Genomic DNA, 22,705 nt, shown 5'->3' with positions numbered 1-22,705 from the left:
GGAGGAAGCAATGAAAGTCCTGCATCTCATCACCCCCATCCTCTTCGGCCTGACCATGGCCACGGCCGCGCATGCCGAAGACAAGGTCCTGCGCATCGCCACGGAAGGCGCCTTTTATCCCGGCAACTTCACCAAGCCCGACGGCAGCCTCGATGGTTTCGAGATCGAACTTGCGAAGGACCTGTGCACGCGCATGAAGGTGACGTGCGAGATCGCCGCGCAGGACTGGGACGGCCTGATCCCGTCGCTGAATGCCGGCAAGTATGACGCGATCATGGCCAGCATGTCGATCACCGACAAGCGCCTCGAGGTCGTCGACTTCTCGATCCCCTACATCCGCGTTTCGCTCGCCTTCGCCACGATGGGCGACGGTCCGCTCGCCGACCTGCCGGGCACCGGCACGGTCGTCAACCTCGATGACGAGGCGGCCGCCGGCCCGGCCATCGCCGCGCTGCACGAGGCGCTCAAGGGCAAGACCATCGGCGCGCAGACCGCGACGGTCGGCGTCGACTACCTGACCAAGGCCTTCGGCGGCGACATCACGCTCAACGAATACAAGAGCGCCGAACAATCCGACCTCGATCTCCTCGCCGGCCGCGTCGATGCGGTATTCGCCGGCGCGCCGATCCTCGCCGCCTCGCTGAGCAAGCCGGAAATGAAGGGCGTGAAAATCGCCGGATACACGCTGAGCGGCTCCATGTTCGGCCGCGGCGCGGGCGTTGCCGTGCGCAAGGGCGATGACGCGCTCAAGACGGACTTCAACGAAGCGATCCGCGCGGCCGCCGCCGACGGCACCATGTCGAAGCTCTTCGTCAAGTGGTACGGCATCGACCTCACCCCCGAATGGAAGTGACGGCAGCCAGGAACAGCCGGTCGGGCACGCGAAAAAGACGGCGCCCGACCGGCCCGGGGATTTGATGTAGGACCATGACAGCCAGCTATTTCGATCTCGTCGGCTTCGGCCCCGAGGGGTGGGGCCCAGCCCTTGCCACCGCGACGTTCATTACCCTTGCCGTAGCGCTTGCCGGCTTTGCCGGCGGCGCCGTTCTCGGCGGCCTGCTTGCCTGGGCGCGGATTGCCGGCGGCGCGGTGATCGGCGGGCTGGCGCAGGCCTATTCCACAGTCATGCGCGGCATTCCGGACCTGCTCGTGATCTACCTTTTCTATTTCGGCGGCAGCGCCGTGCTCGGCCGGCTCGCCGCGCTGTTCGGCCATGCCGGCTTCATCGGCGTTCCCGCGTTCCTGACCGGCGCGCTCGCCATCGCCGTCGTCTCGGCCGCCTACCAGGGCGAGGTGTTCCGCGGCGCCCATGCCGCCGTTGCTCGCGGCGAGATCGAGGCGGCCATTGCCATCGGCATGAGCAGACCGCAGATCCTGCGCCGCATCCTGGTGCCGCTGATCCTGCGCTATGCCCTGCCCGGCCTCGGCAATACCTGGCAGCTCGTGCTGAAGGAATCGGCGCTCATATCGGTGATCGGCCTCGTCGAGCTTTTGCGCCAGGCGCAGATCGCCGCCGGCTCCACTCGGCGCCCCTTCGAGTTCTACCTCACCGCCGCCGCGCTTTATCTCCTGATAAGCTGGGTCTCGACCCGGGGCTTCGCGCTGATGGAGCGCCGCAGCCGGCGCGGCGTGGGGATCGCCATATGATCGACCTCGCCTTCCTGCGCGAAACCTTCGCCACCCTCGTTTCCGGCGTTCCGCTGACGCTGCAGCTCGCCGCCCTGTCGAGCCTTCTCGGCGCCATCTTCGCCCTTCTCCTCGTCTGGGCGCAAGTCGCACTGCCATCGACGCTCGGCCGGGTGGCGCGCTTCTACATCTTCGCCTTCCGCGGCACGCCGCTCTTGGTGCAGCTCTTCCTGATCTATTACGGCCTCAGCCAGTTCCGCCCGACGCTGTCGGCGCTCGGCCTCTGGGGGCTGTTGCGCGATCCCTACTGGTGCGCCGTGCTGGCGCTGATGTTCAACACCGCGGCCTATTGCGCGGAAATCTTCCGCGGCGGGCTGCAGGCGGTGCCGGCGGGACAGGTGGAGGCAGCGCGCGCCGCCGGCTTCTCCGGATTCCTCCTCTTCCGCCGCATCGTCTTTCCCATCGCGTTGCGCCAGGCCCTGCCCGGCTACGGCAACGAACTGGTGCTGATGGTCAAGGCAACCTCGCTCGCCTCCACCGTGACGCTGATGGAGATCACCGGGCTTGCCGCCAAGGCGATCTCGCAATCCTACCGCGCCATCGAGGTCTTCCTCGTCGCCGGCGCGCTCTACCTTGTGCTCAACGTCGTGCTCGTCCAGGCGCTCGGCCTTCTCGAACGCCGCCTTATGCGGCACCTCGCCCGCTAGAGCATCTCCTGTGAACACCGGTTCACGGGTCACGCTCTATCCTTTTGTTTTTGCCACATTATCCGACGCCCAATCGATTCCGCTTCGGCTGGAAATGTTCCAGGAAACAGTCCATGACAGCTTTGCAGACCAAGACCCCGGCCATCGAAATCCGCGCCCTGCACAAGAGCTTCGGGCCGGTGGAGGTGCTGAAAGGCATCTCGCTCAGCGCCCACGAGGGCGAGGTGATCTCGATCCTCGGCTCGTCGGGCTCGGGCAAGTCGACGCTGCTGCGCTGCATCAACATGCTGGAAGCGCCGACTGCCGGCGAGATCGCCGTCAACGGCGAGACCATCCGCCTCAAGCCCGGCAAGGCCGGCCTCGTGCCGGCCGACCGCCGGCAGATCACCCGCATCCGCGGCAAGGTCGCCATGGTGTTCCAGAGCTTCAACCTGTGGAGCCATATGACCATTCTCGAAAACCTGATCGAAGGCCCCGTCCATGTGCACGGGCGCCCGCGCGGCGAATGCATCGCGGAGGCCGAAAGCCTTCTGGAGCGCGTGGGGCTTGCCGACAAGCGCCACGCCTATCCCGCTCGTCTCTCCGGCGGCCAGCAGCAGCGCGCCGCCATCGCCCGCGCGCTCGCGATGAAGCCGGATGTCATGCTGTTCGACGAACCGACCTCCGCGCTTGATCCGGAACTCGTCGGCGAGGTGCTGAAGGTCATGCGGGCGCTGGCCGAGGAAGGCCGCACCATGCTGGTCGTCACCCATGAAATGGCCTTCGCCCGCGACGTCTCCAGCCGCGTCGTCTTCGTCGATCGCGGCCAGATCCTCGAAGACGGCTCACCGGCCGAGGTCTTCGGCAACCCGAAGAGTAAACGTTTCCGTGCATTCATATCCAGCTGAACCGGCATGATTTGACGGTGCGGCCCTCGCTGCTACGCTGCCTGTTCAAGCACTGCCCTCGCCTTCCCGTCCAGTTCAAGGCGGGTGTCCTGATTGCTCCTGGTGCGGGCATGGGCGGTCATGCCCTGCACAAAGTCAAAGATGCTTTCCGGGGTCCGAGCTTTCTCCTGCACCACGGTTTCGATGATCTTGCCGGTTTCGCCTTGCTGAACCCGCGACGGCGAAGGAAGCTTTCGCGGTCCTCGTCGTTGTGGGCGACGATCCTTTCACTACGTGACCAAGCACCTCCAGCGGGGCATCGAAAGTGACTGCATTCGAGTGAAGAAGAACATACCGAAGATCGGCGGCTTCCAATCTTTCAACAGGGCGCGCCGAGCGATTGCGGGTTTCGAAGCGATGCTCCGGCTCAGAAAGGGCTTCGGCTTCAGTGGCGATCGGGCCGTCGATGAGCAGCACGATCTACTGGCGCGCCTCCTCGGACTTTAAAAGCTTAATAAGGCGTAAAGCGCATCTCATTCAGGGGTGAACTACGGCCGAACCTGAAATTGCGATAAACCAACAAGAAATCAGCGTTTCCCAGGCATATCTTCAGAAATCGTAAACGTTTCCACCCCAAAATTGGGGTATCCGAACGACGTGTTTCACTTTCCATTCCGGCATGAGGCCGCGTTCGGCTGCCGTTCCTTTCGTACTCTCATGAGGCCTATCGTGAACCAGATCGTTTGCGTCCGCCGACACCGGTGCGATGACCGTCACCGCGCTCCCTGTCCTTAGGATGCGCGGCATGACGGCGGCCCTCCGCGCCGCGGCACCACCACCGAGGAACGTCCCCGCCCTCTCCAAGAAACGCCACGGGAATCATCGCATGGCTAGCGCAACCGGTTTGAAAATTATGACCCGCCTCGGCCTCGGCTTCGGCTTCGTCCTCCTCCTGATGCTGGGCCTGACCATCCAGTCGATCGTCGAGGTCAACCATATCAACGGCAACCTGCAGATCACCAACGAGGTGAACAGCGTCAAGCAGCGCCTCGCCATCAATTTCCGCGGCAGTGTCCACGACCGCGCGATCGCCATCCGCGACGTGGTGCTGGCCGACAACGACGCCGGCCGCGAGGCGTCCGTCACGCTGATCGAAACGCTTGCCGCCGCCTATGCCGAAAACGAGGTGAAGCTCAAGGCCATGCTGGCAGCCCCCGGCGGCGGGTCGCAGATCGAGCGCGACATCGCCGCCGAGATCGCCGACGTACAGGCGAAGGCCAACCCGCTCGTCGCCGAGATCGTGACGCTGGCGCGCGCCGGCAGGACCGACGTGTCGGAGGCCATCCTGCTCACCTCCGCGCGCCCGCTCTTCGTCGACTGGCTCGCTGCCATCAACAAGTTCATCGACCATGAGGAGAGCCTGAACAAGACGCTCGGCGCGAAGGTCTCGAGTTCGGCCAACAACTTCCAGCGCCTGTCGCTGACCGGCCTGTCGATCGCGCTGGTGCTCGCCGCCGTCGCCGCCTATATCGTCAGCCGTTCCGTCACCCTGCCGATTGCCCGTCTCCAGGCGATGCTGGTGCGCATGGCCGGGGGCGAAATGGATGCCGACCTCGCTCTCGGCCAGCGGCGCGACGAGATCGGCAGCCTCGCCAAGGCGGTCGAGGAAGTGCGCTCGGCGATTCTCGCCAATGCCGACCGGCAGGCGGAAGCCGCCCGCGCGGCAAATGAAATCAACCAGCGGGAAATGGAGCACGCGCGCCGCGAGGGTGAGGAGAAGATCGTCGCCGAGGTGGTCGACAAGCTCGGCGCAGGACTGGAACGCCTGGCGCAATGCAATATCCGCATGACGATCGACGAGCCTTTCTCCGAGCCCTTCGACGGCCTGCGCCGTGACTTCAACGGCTCCATCGCCACCTTCCAGGAAACGCTGTCGCAGGTCATGCAACGCACCCGCGCCATCTACGAGAACGGCGTGGAAATGCGCGAGGCCGCCATGCAACTCGCCGAACGCACCCGGAAACAGGCCGCCTCGCTGGAGGAAACCTCGGCCTCGCTGGAAGAGGTCACGGTGACGGTACGTCTTTCGACCGACCGCACTCAGGAGACCCGCAAGCTGGTGAAGCAGGCCCGCGACTGCGCCGACGCCTCCGGCACTGTCGTCGGCGATACGGTCACGGCGATGAAGCGCATCGAAAGCGCCTCGCAGGAAATCTCCTCGATCATCGGCGTCATCGACGAGATCGCCTTCCAGACCAACCTGCTCGCGCTCAACGCCGGGGTAGAAGCCGCCCGTGCCGGCGATGCCGGCAAGGGCTTCGCCGTCGTCGCCACGGAAGTGCGTGAGCTGGCGCAACGCTCGGCCAAGGCCGCCAAGGAGATCAAGGCGCTGATCGGCAACTCCAATGCCGAGGTCGGCGCCGGCGTGCGCCTCGTCGGCGAGACGGGCGAGGCGCTCGCCCGCATCGGCAACTTCGTCAACGCCATCGACCAGCATATTGACGCAATCGCGGCGGCAGCCGAGGAACAGAATGCCGGCCTGCAGCAGATCAACGCCGCCGTCGGCGACATCGACCGCATGACCCAGCAGAACGCCGGCATGGTGGAGCGGACGACGACGATCAGCCACACGCTGGCGGAGGGTTCGACGACCCTCACGGAGCTCGTCGGCCGCTTCAAGCTGAACCGCCGCGCAGTCATTCGCGAGCCGGGTTCCCCCGCCGCGCTGTCCGGGCCGGCCCAGGGCCGCAGCCGGTATGATCAACGCGCTGCCTGAGAAAGCCACCCCGGGCGCCGGCCCATTGCCGGCGCCCGGTCCGCCTCAGCCATTTCGATCGCGAGATGGCCTACGAAACACCAAGGTTGGTGGCTGCCGACCGCAACATTAAGCACTCGATAGGTGCATTCAGCATCGCCCCTGCCGTCATCCGGTCGCGGTGACGAGTCTGGAATCCGGTTTAGTCAAAGCACGAAGTGAATGTGCGGTCGTGAATGGTAGGCGGAGGCTTCGACATGGGCCTCGACGGAAAAAACGTCGCGCAGCAATTCGCGCGTGAACACCTCCTCGGGTGCGCCGGATGCCACGATCTTACCGGATTGCAGCACGAGTGGTCGGTCGCAAAACATCGGCGCGTGGTTCAGGTCATGGAGCGCGATGATGCTGGTGACCGGCAGGTTGGAAACGAGCCGCAAGAGGCTGATCTGATGATGGACATCGAGATGGTTGGTCGGCTCATCCAGAATAAGCTCCTTCGGAGACTGAGCAAGCGCTCGGGCAAGGTGGACACGCTGCTTTTCTCCTCCGGAGTGGCTTTGCCAGGCGTCGTTGCGCTTTGACGTCATCTGCGTGCGCTCCATCGCAGCCGTTACCGTTGCCTGGACCTTGAGATTCGCATTCGTCGTTGCATGTTGCTCGATGAAGGCGACCCGCTGGGCAATCGTCCGGCGGCGATGAAGGTCATGCCCATGGCGAGCGTCAGCGGCACGGCGGCGGAATTGACCACGCGCACGAGATTGCGCGGCTCGATGAAATTCGGATTGGCGATCGTGATGAGGACGCACAGGACGACGTGCCGGCAGGACCTAAACCGCTCGACGTTCCCGCCATCGCCGACAACCTGAAGCGCAGTATGAATATTCTCACTGCAGCGGCTTCAAAGTTGCCGCTGCCATACCCGATGCTTTCGGGCCCGAGAACAATCACGCAATTTGCCAAAATACAAAGATTTTCAGCCGTCTACGACCACCCGCGCACAGATCTCATCGGGCAGGGCCGTGTCATCGATCGCCACACTGCCATGCTTCCCCTCGATCCGCTCGTCTTCATCACCCAGCTCTCCTCAACAGCAAGAGAACGAATGGGCCGGAGATAATGGCAGCCACGATCCCGGCCGGCAATTGCCATGGGTGGATGATGTTTCGTCCGATCCAGTCTGCGAGCATGAGCGTCGTGGCCCCCAAGGCGGCGGCGACGAGGAATTCCTGTCGCGGCCCGCTGCTGCCAAGCCGACGTGCCAGATGCGGCGCGACGAGGCCGATGAAGGTGAGCGGGCCGATCAGCATCGTACCGCATGCCGTTGCCATCGCGGCAAGAAGAAAAACCAGCATGCGGCTTCGTGCTACCGGCATGCCGATCCCGTTCGCAACGGCGTCGCCGAGCGGAAGCACGCCGATGATCCGGCTGAGGCCAAGCGCGAGCACCATGAGAACGAAGGACGTTGCAAGTCCGGCTGCCGCACCTGCGACCGTTGCATTGTATGTCGAGCCGGAGAGCCAGCTGATGATGACGCTCGCGCGGGGATCGCCACCCGCAAGGAAGAACGCCATCAGGCCCGAACAGATGATTGTCAGCGCCATTCCGCTCAAAAGCAGGCGGAGAGGTTCCACGCCATACAGGCACATTCCCATGATCACCGCCGACGCCAGGCACGCACCGATGGCTGCGCCGTACTGGGCCACGTTCCATGGAAGCTCCGGGAAAAAAAGCAGCATGCACAGCACGCCCAATGCCGCGGCGGAAGAAATGCCGAGGATTTCCGGCGAGGCCATGTCGTTGCCCGTAGCGCGTTGCAAGATCACGCCGCCGATCGCGAGAACGGAGCCGGCTGCCAGGACCGCCATGGTGCGCGGGGTTCTCATCTGCCAGATCACTCCGGGATCGATTGCGCCGCCCAGACCATACGAGCCGTCGGTTGAGCGGCCTATCAGAGTGACGGCCAGCAATGTGATTGCCGCAAAGGCGATACTTCCGGCAGTCAGTGGCCAGCCAGCCCTTCTGCCGGACGGGATGGTAAGCTGCGTTGGCCGGCCGGCAAACCCCGACCGCCGCCAGAGCAGAAGCGTCAGAAAGGGTGCGCCGATTATCGCCAGTGCAGTCCCCGTCGGCACCTCCCCGCCAAGGGGCAAGCGCTGCACGGCGGCATCCGCAAGAAACAGCAGTGCCGCTCCCTGCAACGGCGCCCATAGCAGCAGGGCCGGTACCGTCCTTGCACCACAGAGCCGGGCAAGTGCCGGCGCCAGGAAACCCAGAAACGCAATCACCCCGACCGTGGACACAGCCGCAACCCCCAGGAGTGTTGCCAGAAAGAGGACGGTGGTGCGCAGCAGGAACACATTGACACCGATGACGCTCAGGATTTCGTCGCCGAGTGCGGCGGCAGCAAGCGGCCGGCGCAGGAGCCAGGCGAAAAACCAGCATCCCGAAAGGACAGTCAGCAGGATCGCCGTGTTGTGCCAGCCCATCTGCCGCAGATTGCCGCTTTGCCAGACATAGATGTCCGACAGGTACTCATGATTGAAGATCGTCAGCGCCGACGTGAGGCCGCTGCAAAAGAGCGATATCAGCATGCCGGCAACGATCAGGGTGACCGGCTCCAACTGCCTGCGACCGACAACGAGTGCCACGGTCCCTGTGGCGGCGATGCCTCCGATGCCCGCAACCCACAGGCGCCCGCCATCGAGCAGTACCGGCAGGAACAGGCTCGCGCCGACCAGCGCCAGGTGGCTGCCTGCAGTGACACCCAGCGTGGCCGGCTCGGCAAGAGGATTGCGCAGGAGCTGCTGATACAGCATTCCCGACAGGGCCAGAACAGCGCCCGCGACAAGACTGATCGCCGCCCTTGGAAGGACGCTGTAGGCGATGCGCAAGGTTTCGGCGGGAACGTCGCCAACGACTGGAGAAAGCCCGGTCGTCAGCAGCATTGTCCCGGTCGTGATGCCCAGAAACACGATGGCCGGGTTGGCCATGCTTCTGCGGTTAGGGAAATATGGAACGCCCATGCTGCCGGCTATGCCACAGCTGTTTCAAGCCCCAGCACGAAATGCCAGGCGGTCGGCAAGGCCCCGAAGGGAAAAAGCGGGGGAAGACGAACCAGGGCCTCGGGACGGGGCAGGACCATCTTCCAGATGTCGTTGCCTGCAAGCGATCTCAATGCCCTGTCCGTGCGGGCACCCTGATCGATCACCAGCAGGCGCACATCCGCATCGACGAAGCGCAGCAATTGCTCCACGCCCGATTTGCGGAAGCCCCACCTGTTCTCCTCGCCGGCCCAGGCGTTTTGCAATCCCACCCGTTCGAGACAATTGCCGATGAGTCCGTTTCTGCCGTGGATCACGACGTCGAGCCCGTCCGGCTCCATCGTCACGATCAGGACGGCTTTTCTCTGCTCCGTCAACCGCTCGCGCACCCTTTCGAATGTCGCTTGCACCTGGGCGACATACCGCTCTGCGCGCATCTCCAGCGACAGTGCTTTGCCAAGCTCAAGCAGAGACCGTGTGGCGGTCGCCAGTGGCGGTGCCTTTCCGTCGTAAAGCTGAACGACAAGAGGCGGAGCGATGCTCTCCGCAATCGGAAATATGCCCAGGCCACCGACGAGAACGGCATCGGGTGCCAGTTGTTTCAGCAGTTCGAGGTTGGGCTCCCATCGGGCGCCGAGGTCGACAGTGCCGGGAGACAGGACACTGTGCGGAAATTGCTGAGAAAAACCCTTGGCATCCGCAATCGCAACCGGCTCGATGCCCAGAGCGACGAGCATTTCACATGCTGCCCAATCAAGCGCCGCGATGCGACGAGGGACGGCGACCTGCGCCGTCGCCGGCCCATCGCCCGCCAGTGCGATGGCCAGGCCCCCGCAAAAGGCCCTTCGCGAAAGCCGGCCTGGGCGCCGCGCCGCCTGCTCGCCTACCACTTGTAGCTCAAGGTCCCGAAGACCGAACGGCGGTCGCCGTAGAAGCACGCATAGGTGCAGGACGAGACATAGTCCTTGTCGAACAGGTTCTTTGCCGAGACAGACAGGCTCAACCCCTTGAGATCTTCGTTCTTGATCCCGAAATCGTAGCTGATGGCGGCGTCGACGAGCGTGAAATCGGGAACACGATAGACATTTGTCGTGTCGCGGGTCTCACCCATGTAGCGAATACCGCCCCCTGCCTTCAAACCTTCGAGCGGGCCGCTGCCAACGGTGTAGTCGAGCCAGAGCGAAGCCATGTGCTCCGGAACGGCGGCAGGCACGCGGCCGAGATCAGCCCCGTTGCTCCTGGTCACTTCCGCATCGGTATAGGTATAGCTCGCGACGAGATTCCAGTTGTCGTTCAGTTCGGCCACTGCCGACACCTCGATACCCCGCGACCGCACCTCACCCTGCTGAATGTTGAAAGCCGGGTTTGCAAGATCCGTCGTCAGCAGATTCTGACGCGTGATTTCGAAAGCCGAGAGCGTCAGGAACGAATTCCAGCCGGCCGGCTGGTACTTGATGCCTGCTTCCAGCTGCTCGCCGGTCGTCGGGTCGAAGGTGTTGCCGAACCGGTCGGTGCCGCTCTGCGGCTGGAACGACGTCGAATAGCTGGCATAGGGGGCAAGGCCGTTGTCGAAGAGATAGACAAGTCCGACGCGCCCCGTGAAGGCAGTGTCATCCATTTCGGTGACCGTTCCCGTCAACCGGTTGGTCGTGTCCTGTCGCGCAATGTCATAGCGGCCGCCCAGAAGAAGGACCCAGTTGTCCAGCTTGATCTGATCCTGAAGGTAGAGGCCGAGCTGCGAGCGGTCCTCGACGGTATGGGTATTGAGTGCGCCCGGAATGACGACTGGCGATCCATAGACCGGATCGAACGGGTTCAAAGGAGCCAGATTGTTGTATCCCGCCGCCTGCCGTCTTTCGAGGGAAGCCTTCGTGTAGTCGAAGCCGAAGAGAAGCCCGTGCTCCAGCCCCAGCGTCGAAAACTCCGTGCTGAGATTGTTGTCGATCGTCACGCCCCAAGCATCGTCCTGACGGGTATAGGCACCGCGCTCCAGAAGGGATTGATTGCTTCCCGCTACCCAGCTCCAGGGATAGATATGATGGATATCGGTCGAGGATTTTCCGGCTATCACATTCTGCTGGAACTTCCATGTTTCGGCAAATCGATGCGAGAACTGATAGCCGATCGTTCCGACGTTCTGTTGCCATTTGCTCCAGTCCGGTTCCCCCGTGAACAGATCGCTTGGGATCCGGCCGTTCGGGTTCTCCGCAACGGTGCCAGAGAACGGATAACCGGCATTGTTGATGGTCTCGTTTCTCATGAAGCTGCCGAGGATCGTCAGTTCCGTCTCCGCTGACGGTGCGAACGTCAGAGAAGGCGCGAGATAGAACCGGTCGTCCGGTATCCGGTCGATCATCGTGCCGCTGTCGCGGGCAAGCCCGGTCAACCGGTACGACCAGACGCCCTCATCGTCCAGAGCTCCGCCGACATCCGCGCTGACCTGCTTGTGCGCATTGCTGCCGAATGTCGTATTGACCTCGCGAAATGTTTCCTTCGTCGGCCGCTTGGAGATCGTGTTGACGACACCGCCCGCAGCGGCCTGGCCGTAAAGAACCGAGGCCGGCCCCTTGAGGATTTCAACCCGCTCGAGTCCATAGGGCTCTGCGACGACACTGTAATGCGGCAGGGGAACTTTCAGCCCGTCCCGGTACATGACACCAGGGTTGGTCCGCACGTCGTAACCCCGGATCATGAACGGATCGTCGGTGCGGTTAAAGCCCTGCTGGACGACCACGCCCGGCGTATACTGCACGCTTTCGCCAAGCGTCTTGCTGTTTTGCGCCTTGATCTGATCGCTGGTGATAACGTTGACGGTCTGAGGCGTTTCGATCAGCGGCGTATCGGTTTTCGTTCCACTCGACCCACGGCTTGCGACAAAACCGTCGACGTGACCGAAGGCGCTTTCCTGCTGGCCCTTGATCGTAATCGTCTCCAGCCGCGTCGAACCGTCGTCCGGGAAAGTGCGCCCGCTGGACATCGGCGTGGAAATCACGACCGACGTGGCATCGGTGAAGGAATAGCTGAGCCCGGTTCCCTGTAGGAGCTGCGCGATCGCCTGTTCGCGCGTGACCGCTCCGTCGACACCACGGGAGGACTTGCTGCGGACGATGGAAGCCTCGTAAGAAATCTGGGTGCCTGACTGGCTGCCAAAGACGGCCAGCGCCCGGTTCAACGGTCCGGCGGGCACGGAATATGTCATCGCCTGCGCCTGGGCAGGCGGACTCGCTTCCCCGCCGGCCGCCACAACCGTCGTCGCCAGAAGCGCCGCGGCCAGTGCCTTTCGGCCGATACCACCAAGATTGTTTCTCCGAGACCCGCGCCCCATGTTCAAGCCACTCCGTTTCAACAGTTTCGAAAGGGCGTGTGCTCGTCAGATCAAGCGCCCCTATAGGGTACTACGGACGGAGCTGGAAAAATTTCCAATTTTTCTCATCTTTTTCAGACGGGCGATATGACTGTCATGAAAGGTGCGATTTTGCGGACTTTTGCCCCAAATGGCCGCACGACGGCATCGATCGCCCGCAGGGGATCACTGAGGTCGAAAACGCCGCTCACGACTCTCGATCCGAGGTAAGGATCGGCGATGACCACGCTGCCGGGCTGCCAGCGAGAAATCTTTGCAACGAGCGCGGAGACGGATTCCTTTTCCGCAACGATCATGCCCGTTCGCCATGCCGCGATCTGGAAGGTTTCCCGGCTGCCGCGATTCAGGCTGTGGGACGACAGGTCGAAGGCGAGCCATTCACCGGCGCCGAGCCGCTCCACGCCATTCGATGACAGTCCGGACGCCTGTGCCTCCACCAGCCCGTGATCCACCGAGACGGAAACCACGCCGGCATCATTCGAAACATCGAAGGCAGTTCCGAGTGCCGTTGCCGACAGCCCGTCCGATCTCACAACGAAAGGACGCGCTGGATCTTCGGCAACCTCGAAATAGGCCATGCCGAGCAACAGATCGATGGACCGCCGATCGTCGGTGAAGCCGATGCCAAGCGCGCTATTCGGCCCCAAGGTCGCCATGCTGCCGTCGGGAAGCGGTATCCGCTTCAGTTCTGCAGTCGACGTCATGTGATCGGCGCGCGCCTCCAGCAGGACTTTGGGAATGATCCAGGAGCCCGTTGCGGCGGCACCCAAGCCTATCGCACCGCCGATTGCGAAATTGCGGCGCGTCAGGCCGAGGCTCGTTGTCTGCGCGGCCCGCTGGCGGTCGGTCAGTATCTTGCCGGTCATCCCGTGTATGGCCGAGACCTTTGCCCAGGCCAGCTCATGCTCGGGGCTTCGGCTGATCCAGGCCCGCACGACTTCTATGGAAACCGGATTACCGGAATCGTTCTGCAAGCGAATGGCCAGATCCGCGGCTTCGCGAAACAGCCTGCGTTCCTCCGACACTTCACTCATCCGATACCTCTCCGGCTAGCGGTCCGCCGGGCGGCGAATCTCGGCTACATTAACTGATACGAACAGGAGGCCCGGAAATTCCGTTTCAACGGCATGTTTCTCAAAGACCGTTCAGACGGTCCTCTATGTGCTCATAGGCATCGCGGATCAAGGCCCATGTCCGGGTCGTCGACATGTCGAGCCGTTTGGCAACTTCGACAATCGTCAACTCGCCTATGCGGTGCAACTCAAAAGCTTCTCTGACACGGCGTGGCAGTTCCGCCAGGGCTTTCTCGACCAGTTGAAGTTTCTGCCGATCGTAGACGACGGTTTCGGCCGACGGTGACGGATCGGCGATCGCGGCAAATTCGTCATCGTTTAGATCCACGCGTGGAAAGACGCGCTGATGCCGGTTGTGGTCAATGCTGAGATTGCGGGCAGCCTGATAGAGATAGGCTTTGGGATTGTGATTCTTTGCGGTTCCGGACGGCGGCGATACCAATACTTTCAGGAAGGTGTCCTGGGTGAGATCGGCAGCGGTTTCCGAATCTATTCCCCTGCGGCGCAATGACTTCGCAATTCCCTTGGCGTGGCGCCGGAACAGATTTTGTATGTCCCAGCTCAATTGCCGCGCGCTTTCGACAAATGCGTGGTGCCGATGTCAAACCGCTTCAAGACAAGCGGCGCTGATGCCTGCAAAAAAACACTGTGTCCGGCTTTCGATTTACCCATAAGTCACACCCGCTATCGACACCCTTGACGGAACACAGCCGCGGGAACCAGTGGCACTCCCACTGGTTAAATACACGAGTATAATTGTCAAGTTTAAATACGCGACATACTCACCAAAATTTCGAGGTGGGCGTATTTTGCCACTGCTGACCATCACGCGGCGTTTTCGCCCGCCTTATGGTCCGAGAATCGCCCGTGCAGCGCAGCTTTGCAGGCGACACCGATCAATACGGCGTCGATTGATGTGAAACTCGCAACCTTCCGATCGGGATCGGCCGAGGACATTTGTTTCCACAGTCAATTTCCTGATATCAAAAGCATATCAAATGACGATCTTCACGCTGCTCGGCGAATTCAAGCCCGGAAAATTCGGCCTGGAATCCATCCCATCGGTTCAGGACGTTTTCGCCATTTCGCGCAGCTTGAATTTCTGGATCTTGCCTGTGCTGGTTTTCGGGATTTCGGTGAAAACGACCGCCTTCGGCACCTTGAAGCTGGCGAGCAGCGACCGGCAATGGTCGACGATCGCCGTCTCGGTGACGGTCCTTCCGGGTTTCAGTTCCACATAGGCGACCGGAACTTCGCCCCATTTCTCGTCCTGCCGCGCGACGACGCCGCAGGAGGCGACGGCCGGGTGCTTGTAAAGCGCGTCTTCCACCTCGATGGAGGAGATGTTTTCTCCGCCGGAAATGATGATGTCCTTGGAGCGGTCCTTGAGTTGAATATACCCGTCCGGGTGCATGACGCCGAGGTCGCCGGAATGGAACCAGCCGCCGGAAAAGGCCTCATCGGTTGCCTTGCGATTCTTGAGATAACCCTTCATGACGATGTTGCCGCGAAACATCACCTCGCCGATCGTCGCGCCATCGGCCGGAACCTCGCGCATCGTCGCCGGGTCCATGACGGTCAGCCCTTCCAATGCTGCGTAGCGCACGCCCTGCCGCGCCTTTTTTGCCGCACCCGCTGCCTTGTCCAGGTCATCCCAGTCGCTGTGCCATTCGTTGACCACCGCCGGTCCATAGGTTTCGGTCAGGCCGTAAAGGTGGTTCACGGCAAAGCCGGCGTCGAGCATGCCCGAAAGGACAGCTTCCGGCGGCGGGGCGCCGGCGGTGTTGAATGTCACGGTTTGCGGGAACGTGCGCTTGTCCTCTTCGGCGGCGTTGATCAGGAGCGACATGACGATCGGCGCGCCGCAGAGATGCGTCACGCGGTGGTCGGCGATCGCCTTATACATCGCGCCGGCCCGCACCCAGCGCAGGCAGACATGGGTGTTCGCCTGCACGGCAAGCGTCCAGGGAAAGCACCAGCCGTTACAGTGGAACATCGGCAGCGTCCAGAGATAGACGCTGTGCTTTCCCATGCCGGCATGGATCGTATTGTTGTAGGCCATCAGCGCAGCGCCGCGATGATGGTAGACGACGCCCTTCGGGTTGCCCGTCGTTCCAGAGGTGTAATTGAGCGAGATCGCATCCCATTCGTCGTCGGGCAGCGACCAGGCGAACTGCGGATCGCCATCGGCGAGAAGGTCCTCGTAGTCCAGCGTGCCGATGCGGTCTCCCTTGGGATAGGGTGCGTTCTCGCCATAGTCAGGATCGTCGTAATCGACGATCAACGGTTTCACTTTCGCGAGCGCCAGCGCCTCCCGCATCACGGCGGAAAACTCCCGGTCGACGATCAGCACCCTGGTTTCGGCGTGGTCCAGCTGGAACGCGATGACGGCGGCATCGAGCCGCGTGTTCAGGGAATGCAGCACCGCCTTGGCGAGCGGCACGCCGAAATGCGCCTCCAGCATCGGCGGCGTGTTTGACAACATCACCGTCACGGTATCGCCCTTGCCGATCCCGCGTGTCGCCAACGCCGACGCAAGCTGCAGGGACCGCCGCCAGAAGTCGGCATAGGTCGTCCTCGTCCCGCCGTGGATGATCGCGATGTGGTCGGGAAACACCTTGGCCGTCCGTTCCAGATAGGAGATCGGCGTCAGAGGCTGGTAGTTGGCGGCGTTCTTGTCGAGGTCGATTTCAAAGCTGTTTGGCGACATGCGGCGACTCGCGTTCGAAACTGGGGCAGCGTTCGGGCCGCGCCGGCGTCGGCGGGGACCAGTCGGCGCAGGTTATGCAGCCGCAGCGTGTTCGTCCAGCGTGACGTAAGCTTTATTCTTCGCCGCCGATGGGCTATCGCCGGCCGCAAGCGACCCGGTGCTGTTCCTGCGCAAAGGGCTCCATTGCCGGCTATTATCCGGAGATGAACAGACCGGTCGCCGCTGCCGACTACGACCGCAAGTCCGGCACGCCCGCCTGCAAGGGCATACCGGGCACGATCGGCGCTGCCGCCTGAGCCGGCTCAGGCAAACCACATGGCCGGACGCAGAGCTGGGATGATCACCGGCCGAGAGAGGCGTGAAACGCCTTGAGCAGCACGTCGACGATATCCTGCTGCGACTGGATTCCCGCCCCCGTCAGGTAAAGCTTCGCGGAATCAAGGTAAAGGACATGGCCGTTCTTCCAGGCCTTCGTCTGGTGGACGAGGTCATTGTCGAGCAGCGAGGCGGCCGATTGTCCCTGCTGGCCGATGGCCGCATCGCGATCAATGACGAACAGCCAGTCGGGGTTCTTTTCGAGAATGTATTCGTAGGAGATGGCCTGGCCGTGGGTCGCCTGCTGCAGGTCGGTATCGGCAGGCAGAACGCCGAACGCATCGTGGATTTCACCGAACCGCGAGCCCTTGCCGTAGGCGCTGACCTTGCCGCCCGTCGTCAGCAGGATCAGGCCGGTGCCGACCTGCGGCGCCAGCGACCTGAGTTCGGCGATCGACGCGTCGAGCCGGTCGATGCGGGCCTTCATCTCGGTTTCCTTGCCGAAGATCTTCCCGATGATTTCGGCATTGCGCTTGACGCCGGCGACGAGATCCTGGTCCGGCAACGTCAGGTCGATGGTCGGCGCCATGGCCGAAAGTGCCGCATAATGCGGGCTGCTGCGGGCGGCGACGATGATCAGGTCCGGCTCGGCGCTGTTGACCGCTTCGAGATCCGGCTCGAACAGCGTGCCGACCTTGGCATAGGCGGCATCCTTGTATTTCTCCAGCGACGGCGGGATGTTCGAGCCGGGAACGCCGGTCACCGTTATCCCGAGCTGGTCGAGGTTTTCCAGCGCGCCGAGATCATAGACCAGCACCTTCTGCGGATTGACGGCGACGTCGGTCTTGCCGCTTGCATGCTCGACGGTGATGGTTTCGGCAGCGGCGGGGCCGGCAAGCGCCGACAGGAGGATTGCAAAGAATGCGGCAGTTCGAAAAATCATGAATGACTCCCTCATGTTTTTCGGATCACTAGCGGCATTTTCACCGCGAGGCAACATCGCCGGCAAATCTGTGGCGTTCAGGCGCGGCGGTATTTCGGGGAAACGCCGTAGGCCTTCTTGAACGCCGTGGTGAAGCTGGAAGGGTTGTTGTATCCGGCGATATAGGCCGCCTGGGCGATCGGCACGCCGTCGCTTTCAAGTGCCCAGCGGGCGCTTTCCAGACGCTTCTGGCGAATGAACTCGAAGATCGTCAGGCCGAAATGCTCCTTGAAATGCCGCTGCACCGAGGAGGTGCTGAGGCCGACCTCGCGGGCGATGGTTTCGAGCGTCAGGTCGCGACGGATGTTGGCGGCGATGTACTCCCGCACCCTTTCGCTCTGCCGCCGGCTCATCAGTCCGGCGCGGGCGGAAGCGCCCTCCTCGCTTTCCAGAAGCAGGGCGCAGGCGTGGCAAAGGATGTCCATGGCGTGCGAGCGGCGATAGAGCGTCTGCAACTCGCCGCGCATGGCCGACGGCGGATCGACGATCTGTTCCGACAGGTGGACGATATGCTGGCTCGGCCGGAAGCTGAACTGGCTGAGATGCTGGGCAAAAAAGGCTTCCAGTTTCGGCATGCCGTCCGGCTGGGACTGGATCAGCCGTTCGACCCAGGGAAACGGCGCCGAAATCATCACCTTGCGCAGCGGCACCTCGCTGTCGTTGATGAACTGCAGCTTGCAGAAACGGGCGACGTTGAGCATGAAGACGACCGGGCTCGCCTCCCGCCCGTGCCCGGCATCGATATCGAAACGCTGGCCATCGATGGTGAAATGCTGCTCGCCCTGCAGGATGACCATGACGATGAATTTCGGCCAGATATCATGAAGCTCGGTGTCCGGCGTGCACGTGGTGACACCGTCCATGGCGCCGACGAACAGGTGTTGCGGAACGTCGGGGAGAATCCTCTGTTGCATTGCGGTCATTTCCATGTCTGAAGCCATTGCCGCTTTCGGCCGAGCCTGCCGTTTGCGCGTAGTTTTTTGCCGTTTTTGCCAATGTCTTTGCGGTCGACAGCAACTCTATCCTAACCATATACATGAGGCCGTCAATCAAGTTTACCGCCTCCCGCCAGGGGGCGGATTATCGCATGATGGGGGCATCGGCTATGGCGCGTTCTTTCCTTTCCACCGGATCCTTGCTGGCGCAGCGGGCGGCGCTTGCGGCAGCGGTCAGTCTTATCGCGCTGTCGGCGGCCAAGGCCCAGGACAGCGACGGCGCCCAGGCGACGACGCTGGAAACCATCAATCTCAATGCCAAGGGCCAGGAGAAGGGCGGCGGGCCGGTCGACGGTTATGTCGCCAAGCAGAGCCGTTCCGGCACCAAGTCGGACACGCCGATCGCCAAGACGCCGCAATCGATCGCCGTCGTCGCCAAGGACCAGATGCAGGACCAGGATGTCGGCTCGGTCGCCGAAGCGCTGCGCTATACGCCGGGCGTCTTCACCGAATATCGCGGCGCCTCCAACCTGCGCGACGAGATGTTCGTACGCGGCTTCTATTACGTGCCACGTTATCTCGACGGGCTGTTCCTGGCCGGTGATCTCTCTTATGCGAAGGTCGACCCCTACCTGCTGGAACGCGTCGAGCTGCTCTCCGGCCCCTCCTCGGTGCTCTATGGGCAGGCAAATCCGGGCGGTCTGGTCAACATGGTGAGCAAGAAGCCCACCGACCAGCCGTTGCGCGAGGTGCAGGTGTCACTCGGCACCGACAAGCATATCAGCGCCGGCTTCGACATCAGCGACAAGATCCCCGGCAATGAGGATTTCGCCTACCGGCTGGCGGCGACGGGCCTCAGCCAGGACCTGCAGGAGAATTTCGCCAAGCAGCGCAGCTTCGCCATCGCGCCGTCGGTGACCTGGACGCCCGATGCCAATACGACGCTGACCGTGCTCGGCGGCTACCAGAACGAACCGGATGCCGGCTTCCGCAACTTCCTCGACGCCGCCGGCACGGTCGATCCGATCGACGGCTACGGTTACGTTCCGCGCGACTTCTTCGTTTCCGACCCGAATTATGAGCGGTTCCGCCGCGAACAGGCCTGGATCGGCTACGAGTTCGAGCGCGTCATCAACGACACTTTCACGTTCCGGCAGAACGCCCGCTTCCACTGGGTGGGCACGGAGCACCACACGCTGGTCTGGAGTTATGCCAGCCCCGATCCCGTCACCGGCTTCGACACGATCGTCAACCGCTCGGCAAGCGGCGGCACCGACAACTGGCGGCAATTTGCCATCGACAACCAGCTGCAGGCCGAATTCGACACCGGGGCGGCATCGCACACGCTGCTCGGCGGCCTCGATTATCGCTATCGCAGCCGCGACTACGAATGGGGCCGGGCTTCGGTGCCGAGCATCGACCTGACCGATCCCGTCTACGGCGGCTTCGATTACGCCTCGCTCACCCTCAACACCAGCGACCTGCAGGAACTCACCGCAAAGCAGACCGGCGTCTACCTGCAGGACCAGGTGGAAATCGGCAAGCTCAACCTGATGGCCGGCATCCGTTACGACTGGGCCAGCACCGATATCGACGACCGCCTGACCTCGAACAACGATCAGGCTTACGACGATGGCGACTTCACCTGGCGCGCCGGGGCTCTCTATCGCTTCGACAACGGCATTGCGTCCTATGTCAGCTATTCGACCTCCTTCGAACCGGCGCTGCAGATGCCGGAACCCGGGCAGGCAGCATTTTCGCCGACCACGGCGAGCCAGTTCGAAATCGGCGCCAAATATGCGCCCGAGGGCAGCAACACGCTGCTGACCGTCGCCTATTACGACCTGACGCAGAACGACGTGGTGATGGGCGCCTGGAACGGCACGCTGGGACGCTCCGTCTATTCGCAGATCGGCGAGATCCACAATCGCGGCCTCGAACTCTCGGCAAAGACCGAGATCCGCGACAATCTCTCGCTGATCGCCAGCTACAGCTACATCGACTCCGAGATCGTCGATTCTGTCACCGCAGGCGAAATCGGCAAGACGCCCGCCCGCATTCCGGCGCATCAGGCCGCCCTCTGGGGCACCTACGGTTTCGACAGCGGCGCGCTGGAAGGCCTGACGCTGGGCGCCGGCGTCCGCTACATCGGATCGAGCTTCGGCAACAACACCGATACGTTCAAGGTCCCGTCGGTCACGCTGTTCGACGCCATGGCGAGCTACGATTTCGGCGCCGTCAATGCCGATCTGAAGGGGCTGTCGCTGCAGCTCAACGTCAAGAACCTGGCCGACAAGACCTACGTCGCCTCGTGCGCCAGCGCCTATGCCTGCTTCTACGGCTCCGGCCGCAGCGTCGTCGCGACCCTGAAGAAAACCTGGTAAATGGCCTGAATGCGATTGCCGCTCCGTCTCCTGTCGTCCGCGATGTCCGCCCTGCTCATCCTCTCCGTGCCGCTTAGGGCGGACGATGCCTTGCTGCTGCCCAAGATGCCGCGCCTGGGCCATCTGGCCGGCGGCGCGGCGACGACCTTCACAACAGCGGCGGGACGCAGCGACTACGTCACCGGAACCCTGCGGGTGAACGAGGGACGGTTCGACCTCGACCTCGTTACCCCGGGCGGCGCCCACCTGCGCCGCCTGGCGGAGGACGCGACCGGAGCTGTGGATTTCCGCTATGTCGAGGGGGAAGAGCCGGGGCACCTGAAGCTTACGGCGCGCGGCGCGGGCGACTACAGCCTTGAAATCCTCCAACGCCTGCCGGTCACCGAGCAAATTGCCACAGCTGATCCCTTGCTGAGCCCGCAATTGACGACACTCGCAGCCGATCTTTCGCAGGGCGGAACGACGGAAGCCTTCTGGTCGGCTATCGAAAAGCACGGCACGCCGCTGATCGAAGACGCGGCCGATGGCCAAAAGATCGTCACTTTCCTGGCGCGCGGGGCGAAGCGCAACGTCCGCCTGTTCGGGGCACCGTCCGGCGACCATGAGGAACTGCAGCGTCTCGGCGACAGCGATGTCTGGTTCAAGAGTTTTGTCGTTCCGAACGACACCCGGCTCTCCTACCAACTGGCCTTCGACGTTCCCGACGTGCCGGGAACCGCCCGCGACCGGCGCATCGCCATCCTGGCGACCGCCAAGGCCGATCCATTGAACCGCCATCCCTGGCCGGCAGAGGCGATCGATGCCTACAGGCAGGAATCCGTGCTCGAACTCGCCGATGCGCCGGCGCAGCCCTGGTTGACGGACCATGCTAATCGCCGAGGCGCCCTGTCCAGTTTCGACATTGAGAGCGGGACGCTCGGCAATCGCCGCACGATCAGCCTCTATCGTCCGGTGGACTTCGATCCGGCCGATCCCGATACGCTCCTGCTTTTCGTCTTCGACGCCAGCGAATACATGTCGAAAGTGCCGCTGCCGGCCATTCTCGACGCCATGATCGAGACCAAGGCGATACCGCCTGTCGTCGCCGTTTTCATCCCCAATCCGGATCGGGAAACCCGGGCGCGCGAACTGCCCGGCAACGATGATTTCGCCGATTTCATGGCCGGCGAGCTTCTGCCACGAGTGCTGGAAGAGACCGGCATGGGAGCACGGCCGGCGCGGACAATCCTTGCCGGATCGAGCTACGGCGGCCTGGCTGCCGCAACCGTGGCGCTGCGGCATCCCGAAAGCTTCGGCAATGTCCTCAGCCTTTCCGGCTCCTTCTGGTGGAGCCCGGCGGGGACGCCGCGCGATCGTCAGGAATATGTGGCGGCGGCGCTGGCGGAAGCCACGGCGCCAAAGCTGCGCTTCTTCCTCTCTGCCGGCCTGTTCGAAAGCGGGCCGCATCAGGGCACGGCCGGCATCCTCGAAACCAACCGCCACCTGCGCGACATCCTCGTCGCCAAGGGCGTGCCGGTTTCTTACCGTGAATATGCCGGCGGCCACGATTATCTCGTCTGGCGCGGCGCCATTTCGGACGGATTGATCGCCCTGTTCGGCCGCTGAACCGACCGGCTCAGTCGGCGGCCGCTTCCACCCAGTCGAGCGATTGCAGCTTTTCTCGGAAGGCGAAGCGGATGAGGTGACTTTCGATCACCGATTTCGTCTCTGCCAACTGCGCCTCGTCGGGCGCCGTCGTGCGGATATGCAAACCGTCGCCATCGGCCCTCAAGACGGCAGTGCCGCAGGAGAACCGGCATTCACCCCAGGCATCGCTGTAGGAAACATCGATGCGATGGGCGAAATGTTTGCACAATTGCACCAGATATTTGCCGCCGCTCTCGGTCGGCAGCATGGCAGTTGCGGCGATCATCGGGAAAACTCCCGATGATCGTTGTCTCGACGGTG

The 22,705-nt window shown here is 62.8% G+C and carries 17 protein-coding genes and 4 pseudogenes; 10 read left to right on the top strand and 11 right to left on the bottom strand.

Annotated elements, in window-relative coordinates; all coding sequences use genetic code 11:
- The first annotated feature begins 10 nt into the window (after positions 1-10).
- From DEM27_RS17970 to DEM27_RS17955, 4 genes are all read left to right on the top strand, one after another.
- Complete coding sequence (locus DEM27_RS17970) at positions 11-853, top strand: transporter substrate-binding domain-containing protein (protein WP_109459633.1); 843 nt, start codon at positions 11-13, stop codon at positions 851-853.
- 74 nt (positions 854-927) lie between these two features.
- Positions 928-1,647, top strand: a complete 720-nt coding sequence (locus tag DEM27_RS17965) for an ABC transporter permease (RefSeq protein ID WP_109459632.1) — start codon at positions 928-930, stop codon at positions 1,645-1,647.
- On the top strand, positions 1,644-2,333 hold the full coding sequence (locus tag DEM27_RS17960) for an ABC transporter permease (RefSeq protein WP_109459631.1): 690 nt from the start codon (positions 1,644-1,646) through the stop codon (positions 2,331-2,333). The genes DEM27_RS17965 and DEM27_RS17960 overlap by 4 nt, the downstream gene beginning before the upstream one ends.
- A gap of 113 nt (positions 2,334-2,446) precedes the next feature.
- Positions 2,447-3,220: an ABC transporter ATP-binding protein gene (locus tag DEM27_RS17955; protein WP_109459630.1), complete on the top strand. Its 774-nt coding sequence runs from the start codon at positions 2,447-2,449 to the stop codon at positions 3,218-3,220.
- Between the two features lie 32 nt (positions 3,221-3,252).
- Here DEM27_RS17955 and DEM27_RS34635 read toward each other — a convergent pair.
- Positions 3,253-3,491 (bottom strand): annotated as a pseudogene (locus DEM27_RS34635) (DUF932 domain-containing protein); the annotation flags it as partial.
- Here DEM27_RS34635 and DEM27_RS17945 point away from each other — a divergent pair.
- Both DEM27_RS17945 and DEM27_RS17940 read left to right on the top strand, forming a co-directional pair.
- Positions 3,488-3,706: pseudogene (locus DEM27_RS17945) on the top strand (DDE-type integrase/transposase/recombinase); the annotation flags it as partial. The pseudogenes DEM27_RS34635 and DEM27_RS17945 sit on opposite strands and share 4 nt — an antisense overlap.
- A gap of 379 nt (positions 3,707-4,085) precedes the next feature.
- The gene (locus DEM27_RS17940; protein WP_165823473.1) at positions 4,086-5,975 is read left to right on the top strand and encodes a HAMP domain-containing methyl-accepting chemotaxis protein; all 1,890 of its coding nucleotides are present in this window, start codon (positions 4,086-4,088) and stop codon (positions 5,973-5,975) included.
- 185 nt (positions 5,976-6,160) lie between these two features.
- On the opposite strand, the pseudogene DEM27_RS17935 reads toward DEM27_RS17940, so the two are convergent.
- Positions 6,161-6,646 (bottom strand): annotated as a pseudogene (locus DEM27_RS17935) (ABC transporter ATP-binding protein); the annotation flags it as partial.
- Here DEM27_RS17935 and DEM27_RS34385 point away from each other — a divergent pair.
- Positions 6,605-6,820 carry a hypothetical protein gene (locus tag DEM27_RS34385; RefSeq protein ID WP_205908922.1) on the top strand — a complete coding sequence of 72 codons (216 nt, stop codon included), beginning with the start codon at positions 6,605-6,607 and terminating at the stop codon, positions 6,818-6,820. The pseudogene DEM27_RS17935 and the gene DEM27_RS34385 overlap by 42 nt on opposite strands.
- A gap of 204 nt (positions 6,821-7,024) precedes the next feature.
- Here DEM27_RS34385 and fhuB read toward each other — a convergent pair whose 3' ends face one another.
- The 6 genes from fhuB to DEM27_RS17900 all read right to left on the bottom strand — a co-directional run bounded on the left by fhuB (position 7,025) and on the right by DEM27_RS17900 (position 16,142).
- Entirely contained in the window at positions 7,025-8,944 is a 1,920-nt protein-coding gene (gene fhuB / locus DEM27_RS17925; RefSeq protein ID WP_165823472.1) for a Fe(3+)-hydroxamate ABC transporter permease FhuB, read from the bottom strand.
- Positions 8,945-8,985: 41 nt separating this feature from the next.
- Complete coding sequence (locus tag DEM27_RS17920; protein ID WP_128755525.1) at positions 8,986-9,885, bottom strand: ABC transporter substrate-binding protein; 900 nt, start codon at positions 9,883-9,885, stop codon at positions 8,986-8,988.
- Positions 9,879-12,320 (bottom strand): TonB-dependent siderophore receptor, encoded by a 2,442-nt coding sequence (locus tag DEM27_RS17915; protein ID WP_109459626.1) that lies wholly within the window; start codon positions 12,318-12,320, stop codon positions 9,879-9,881. Before DEM27_RS17915 ends, DEM27_RS17920 begins: the two co-directional genes overlap by 7 nt.
- A 113-nt stretch (positions 12,321-12,433) precedes the next feature.
- Complete coding sequence (locus DEM27_RS17910) at positions 12,434-13,393, bottom strand: FecR family protein (protein WP_109459625.1); 960 nt, start codon at positions 13,391-13,393, stop codon at positions 12,434-12,436.
- A gap of 100 nt (positions 13,394-13,493) precedes the next feature.
- Complete coding sequence (locus DEM27_RS17905; RefSeq protein ID WP_109459624.1) at positions 13,494-13,997, bottom strand: RNA polymerase sigma factor; 504 nt, start codon at positions 13,995-13,997, stop codon at positions 13,494-13,496.
- A 501-nt stretch (positions 13,998-14,498) separates the two neighbouring features.
- Positions 14,499-16,142 (bottom strand): acyl-CoA synthetase, encoded by a 1,644-nt coding sequence (locus tag DEM27_RS17900; protein ID WP_109459623.1) that lies wholly within the window; start codon positions 16,140-16,142, stop codon positions 14,499-14,501.
- A 176-nt stretch (positions 16,143-16,318) separates the two neighbouring features.
- Here DEM27_RS17900 and DEM27_RS35080 point away from each other — a divergent pair.
- Positions 16,319-16,438, top strand: a pseudogene (locus DEM27_RS35080) (molybdopterin dinucleotide binding domain-containing protein); the annotation flags it as partial.
- A 44-nt stretch (positions 16,439-16,482) separates the two neighbouring features.
- Here DEM27_RS35080 and DEM27_RS17895 read toward each other — a convergent pair.
- A complete protein-coding gene (locus tag DEM27_RS17895) occupies positions 16,483-17,400 on the bottom strand; it encodes a siderophore ABC transporter substrate-binding protein (protein WP_109459622.1) in 918 nt (305 codons plus the stop codon).
- A gap of 77 nt (positions 17,401-17,477) precedes the next feature.
- On the bottom strand, positions 17,478-18,353 hold the full coding sequence (locus tag DEM27_RS17890) for a helix-turn-helix domain-containing protein (protein ID WP_109459778.1): 876 nt from the start codon (positions 18,351-18,353) through the stop codon (positions 17,478-17,480).
- Positions 18,354-18,544: 191 nt separating this feature from the next.
- Here DEM27_RS17890 and DEM27_RS17885 point away from each other — a divergent pair, with 191 nt between their 5' ends.
- Both DEM27_RS17885 and fes read left to right on the top strand, forming a co-directional pair.
- Entirely contained in the window at positions 18,545-20,758 is a 2,214-nt protein-coding gene (locus DEM27_RS17885) for a TonB-dependent siderophore receptor (protein WP_109459621.1), read from the top strand.
- Positions 20,759-20,767: 9 nt separating this feature from the next.
- A complete protein-coding gene (gene fes, locus DEM27_RS17880) occupies positions 20,768-22,363 on the top strand; it encodes an enterochelin esterase (RefSeq protein WP_109459620.1) in 1,596 nt (531 codons plus the stop codon).
- A 10-nt stretch (positions 22,364-22,373) separates the two neighbouring features.
- Here fes and DEM27_RS17875 read toward each other — a convergent pair whose 3' ends face one another.
- The gene (locus DEM27_RS17875) at positions 22,374-22,670 is read right to left on the bottom strand and encodes a DUF2218 domain-containing protein (protein WP_109459619.1); all 297 of its coding nucleotides are present in this window, start codon (positions 22,668-22,670) and stop codon (positions 22,374-22,376) included.
- Between the last annotated feature and the right edge of the window lie 35 nt (positions 22,671-22,705).

The organism is Rhizobium album (genome assembly GCF_003122325.1).
GTDB classification, from domain to species: Bacteria; Pseudomonadota; Alphaproteobacteria; order Rhizobiales; family Rhizobiaceae; genus Metarhizobium; species Metarhizobium album.
Note: the sequence above shows the minus strand (reverse complement) of the source record. Positions and strands in the feature narration are given on the sequence as shown.

Bases quoted from the DNA above. Each gene is read 5' to 3' on its own strand.
- DEM27_RS17885 (WP_109459621.1), top strand. From the start codon at position 18,545: ATGGCGCGTTCTTTCCTTTCCACCGGATCCTTGCTGGCGCAGCGGGCG.
- DEM27_RS17900 (WP_109459623.1), bottom strand. From the start codon at position 16,142: ATGTCGCCAAACAGCTTTGAAATCGACCTCGACAAGAACGCCGCCAAC.
- DEM27_RS17875 (WP_109459619.1), bottom strand. From the start codon at position 22,670: ATGATCGCCGCAACTGCCATGCTGCCGACCGAGAGCGGCGGCAAATAT.
- DEM27_RS17955 (WP_109459630.1), top strand. From the start codon at position 2,447: ATGACAGCTTTGCAGACCAAGACCCCGGCCATCGAAATCCGCGCCCTG.
- DEM27_RS34385 (WP_205908922.1), top strand. From the start codon at position 6,605: ATGTTGCTCGATGAAGGCGACCCGCTGGGCAATCGTCCGGCGGCGATG.
- DEM27_RS17960 (WP_109459631.1), top strand. From the start codon at position 1,644: ATGATCGACCTCGCCTTCCTGCGCGAAACCTTCGCCACCCTCGTTTCC.
- DEM27_RS17915 (WP_109459626.1), bottom strand. From the start codon at position 12,320: ATGGGGCGCGGGTCTCGGAGAAACAATCTTGGTGGTATCGGCCGAAAG.
- DEM27_RS17895 (WP_109459622.1), bottom strand. From the start codon at position 17,400: ATGATTTTTCGAACTGCCGCATTCTTTGCAATCCTCCTGTCGGCGCTT.
- DEM27_RS17940 (WP_165823473.1), top strand. From the start codon at position 4,086: ATGGCTAGCGCAACCGGTTTGAAAATTATGACCCGCCTCGGCCTCGGC.
- DEM27_RS17890 (WP_109459778.1), bottom strand. From the start codon at position 18,353: ATGCAACAGAGGATTCTCCCCGACGTTCCGCAACACCTGTTCGTCGGC.
- fhuB (WP_165823472.1), bottom strand. From the start codon at position 8,944: ATGGCCAACCCGGCCATCGTGTTTCTGGGCATCACGACCGGGACAATG.
- fes (WP_109459620.1), top strand. From the start codon at position 20,768: ATGCGATTGCCGCTCCGTCTCCTGTCGTCCGCGATGTCCGCCCTGCTC.
- DEM27_RS17910 (WP_109459625.1), bottom strand. From the start codon at position 13,393: ATGAGTGAAGTGTCGGAGGAACGCAGGCTGTTTCGCGAAGCCGCGGAT.
- DEM27_RS17970 (WP_109459633.1), top strand. From the start codon at position 11: ATGAAAGTCCTGCATCTCATCACCCCCATCCTCTTCGGCCTGACCATG.
- DEM27_RS17965 (WP_109459632.1), top strand. From the start codon at position 928: ATGACAGCCAGCTATTTCGATCTCGTCGGCTTCGGCCCCGAGGGGTGG.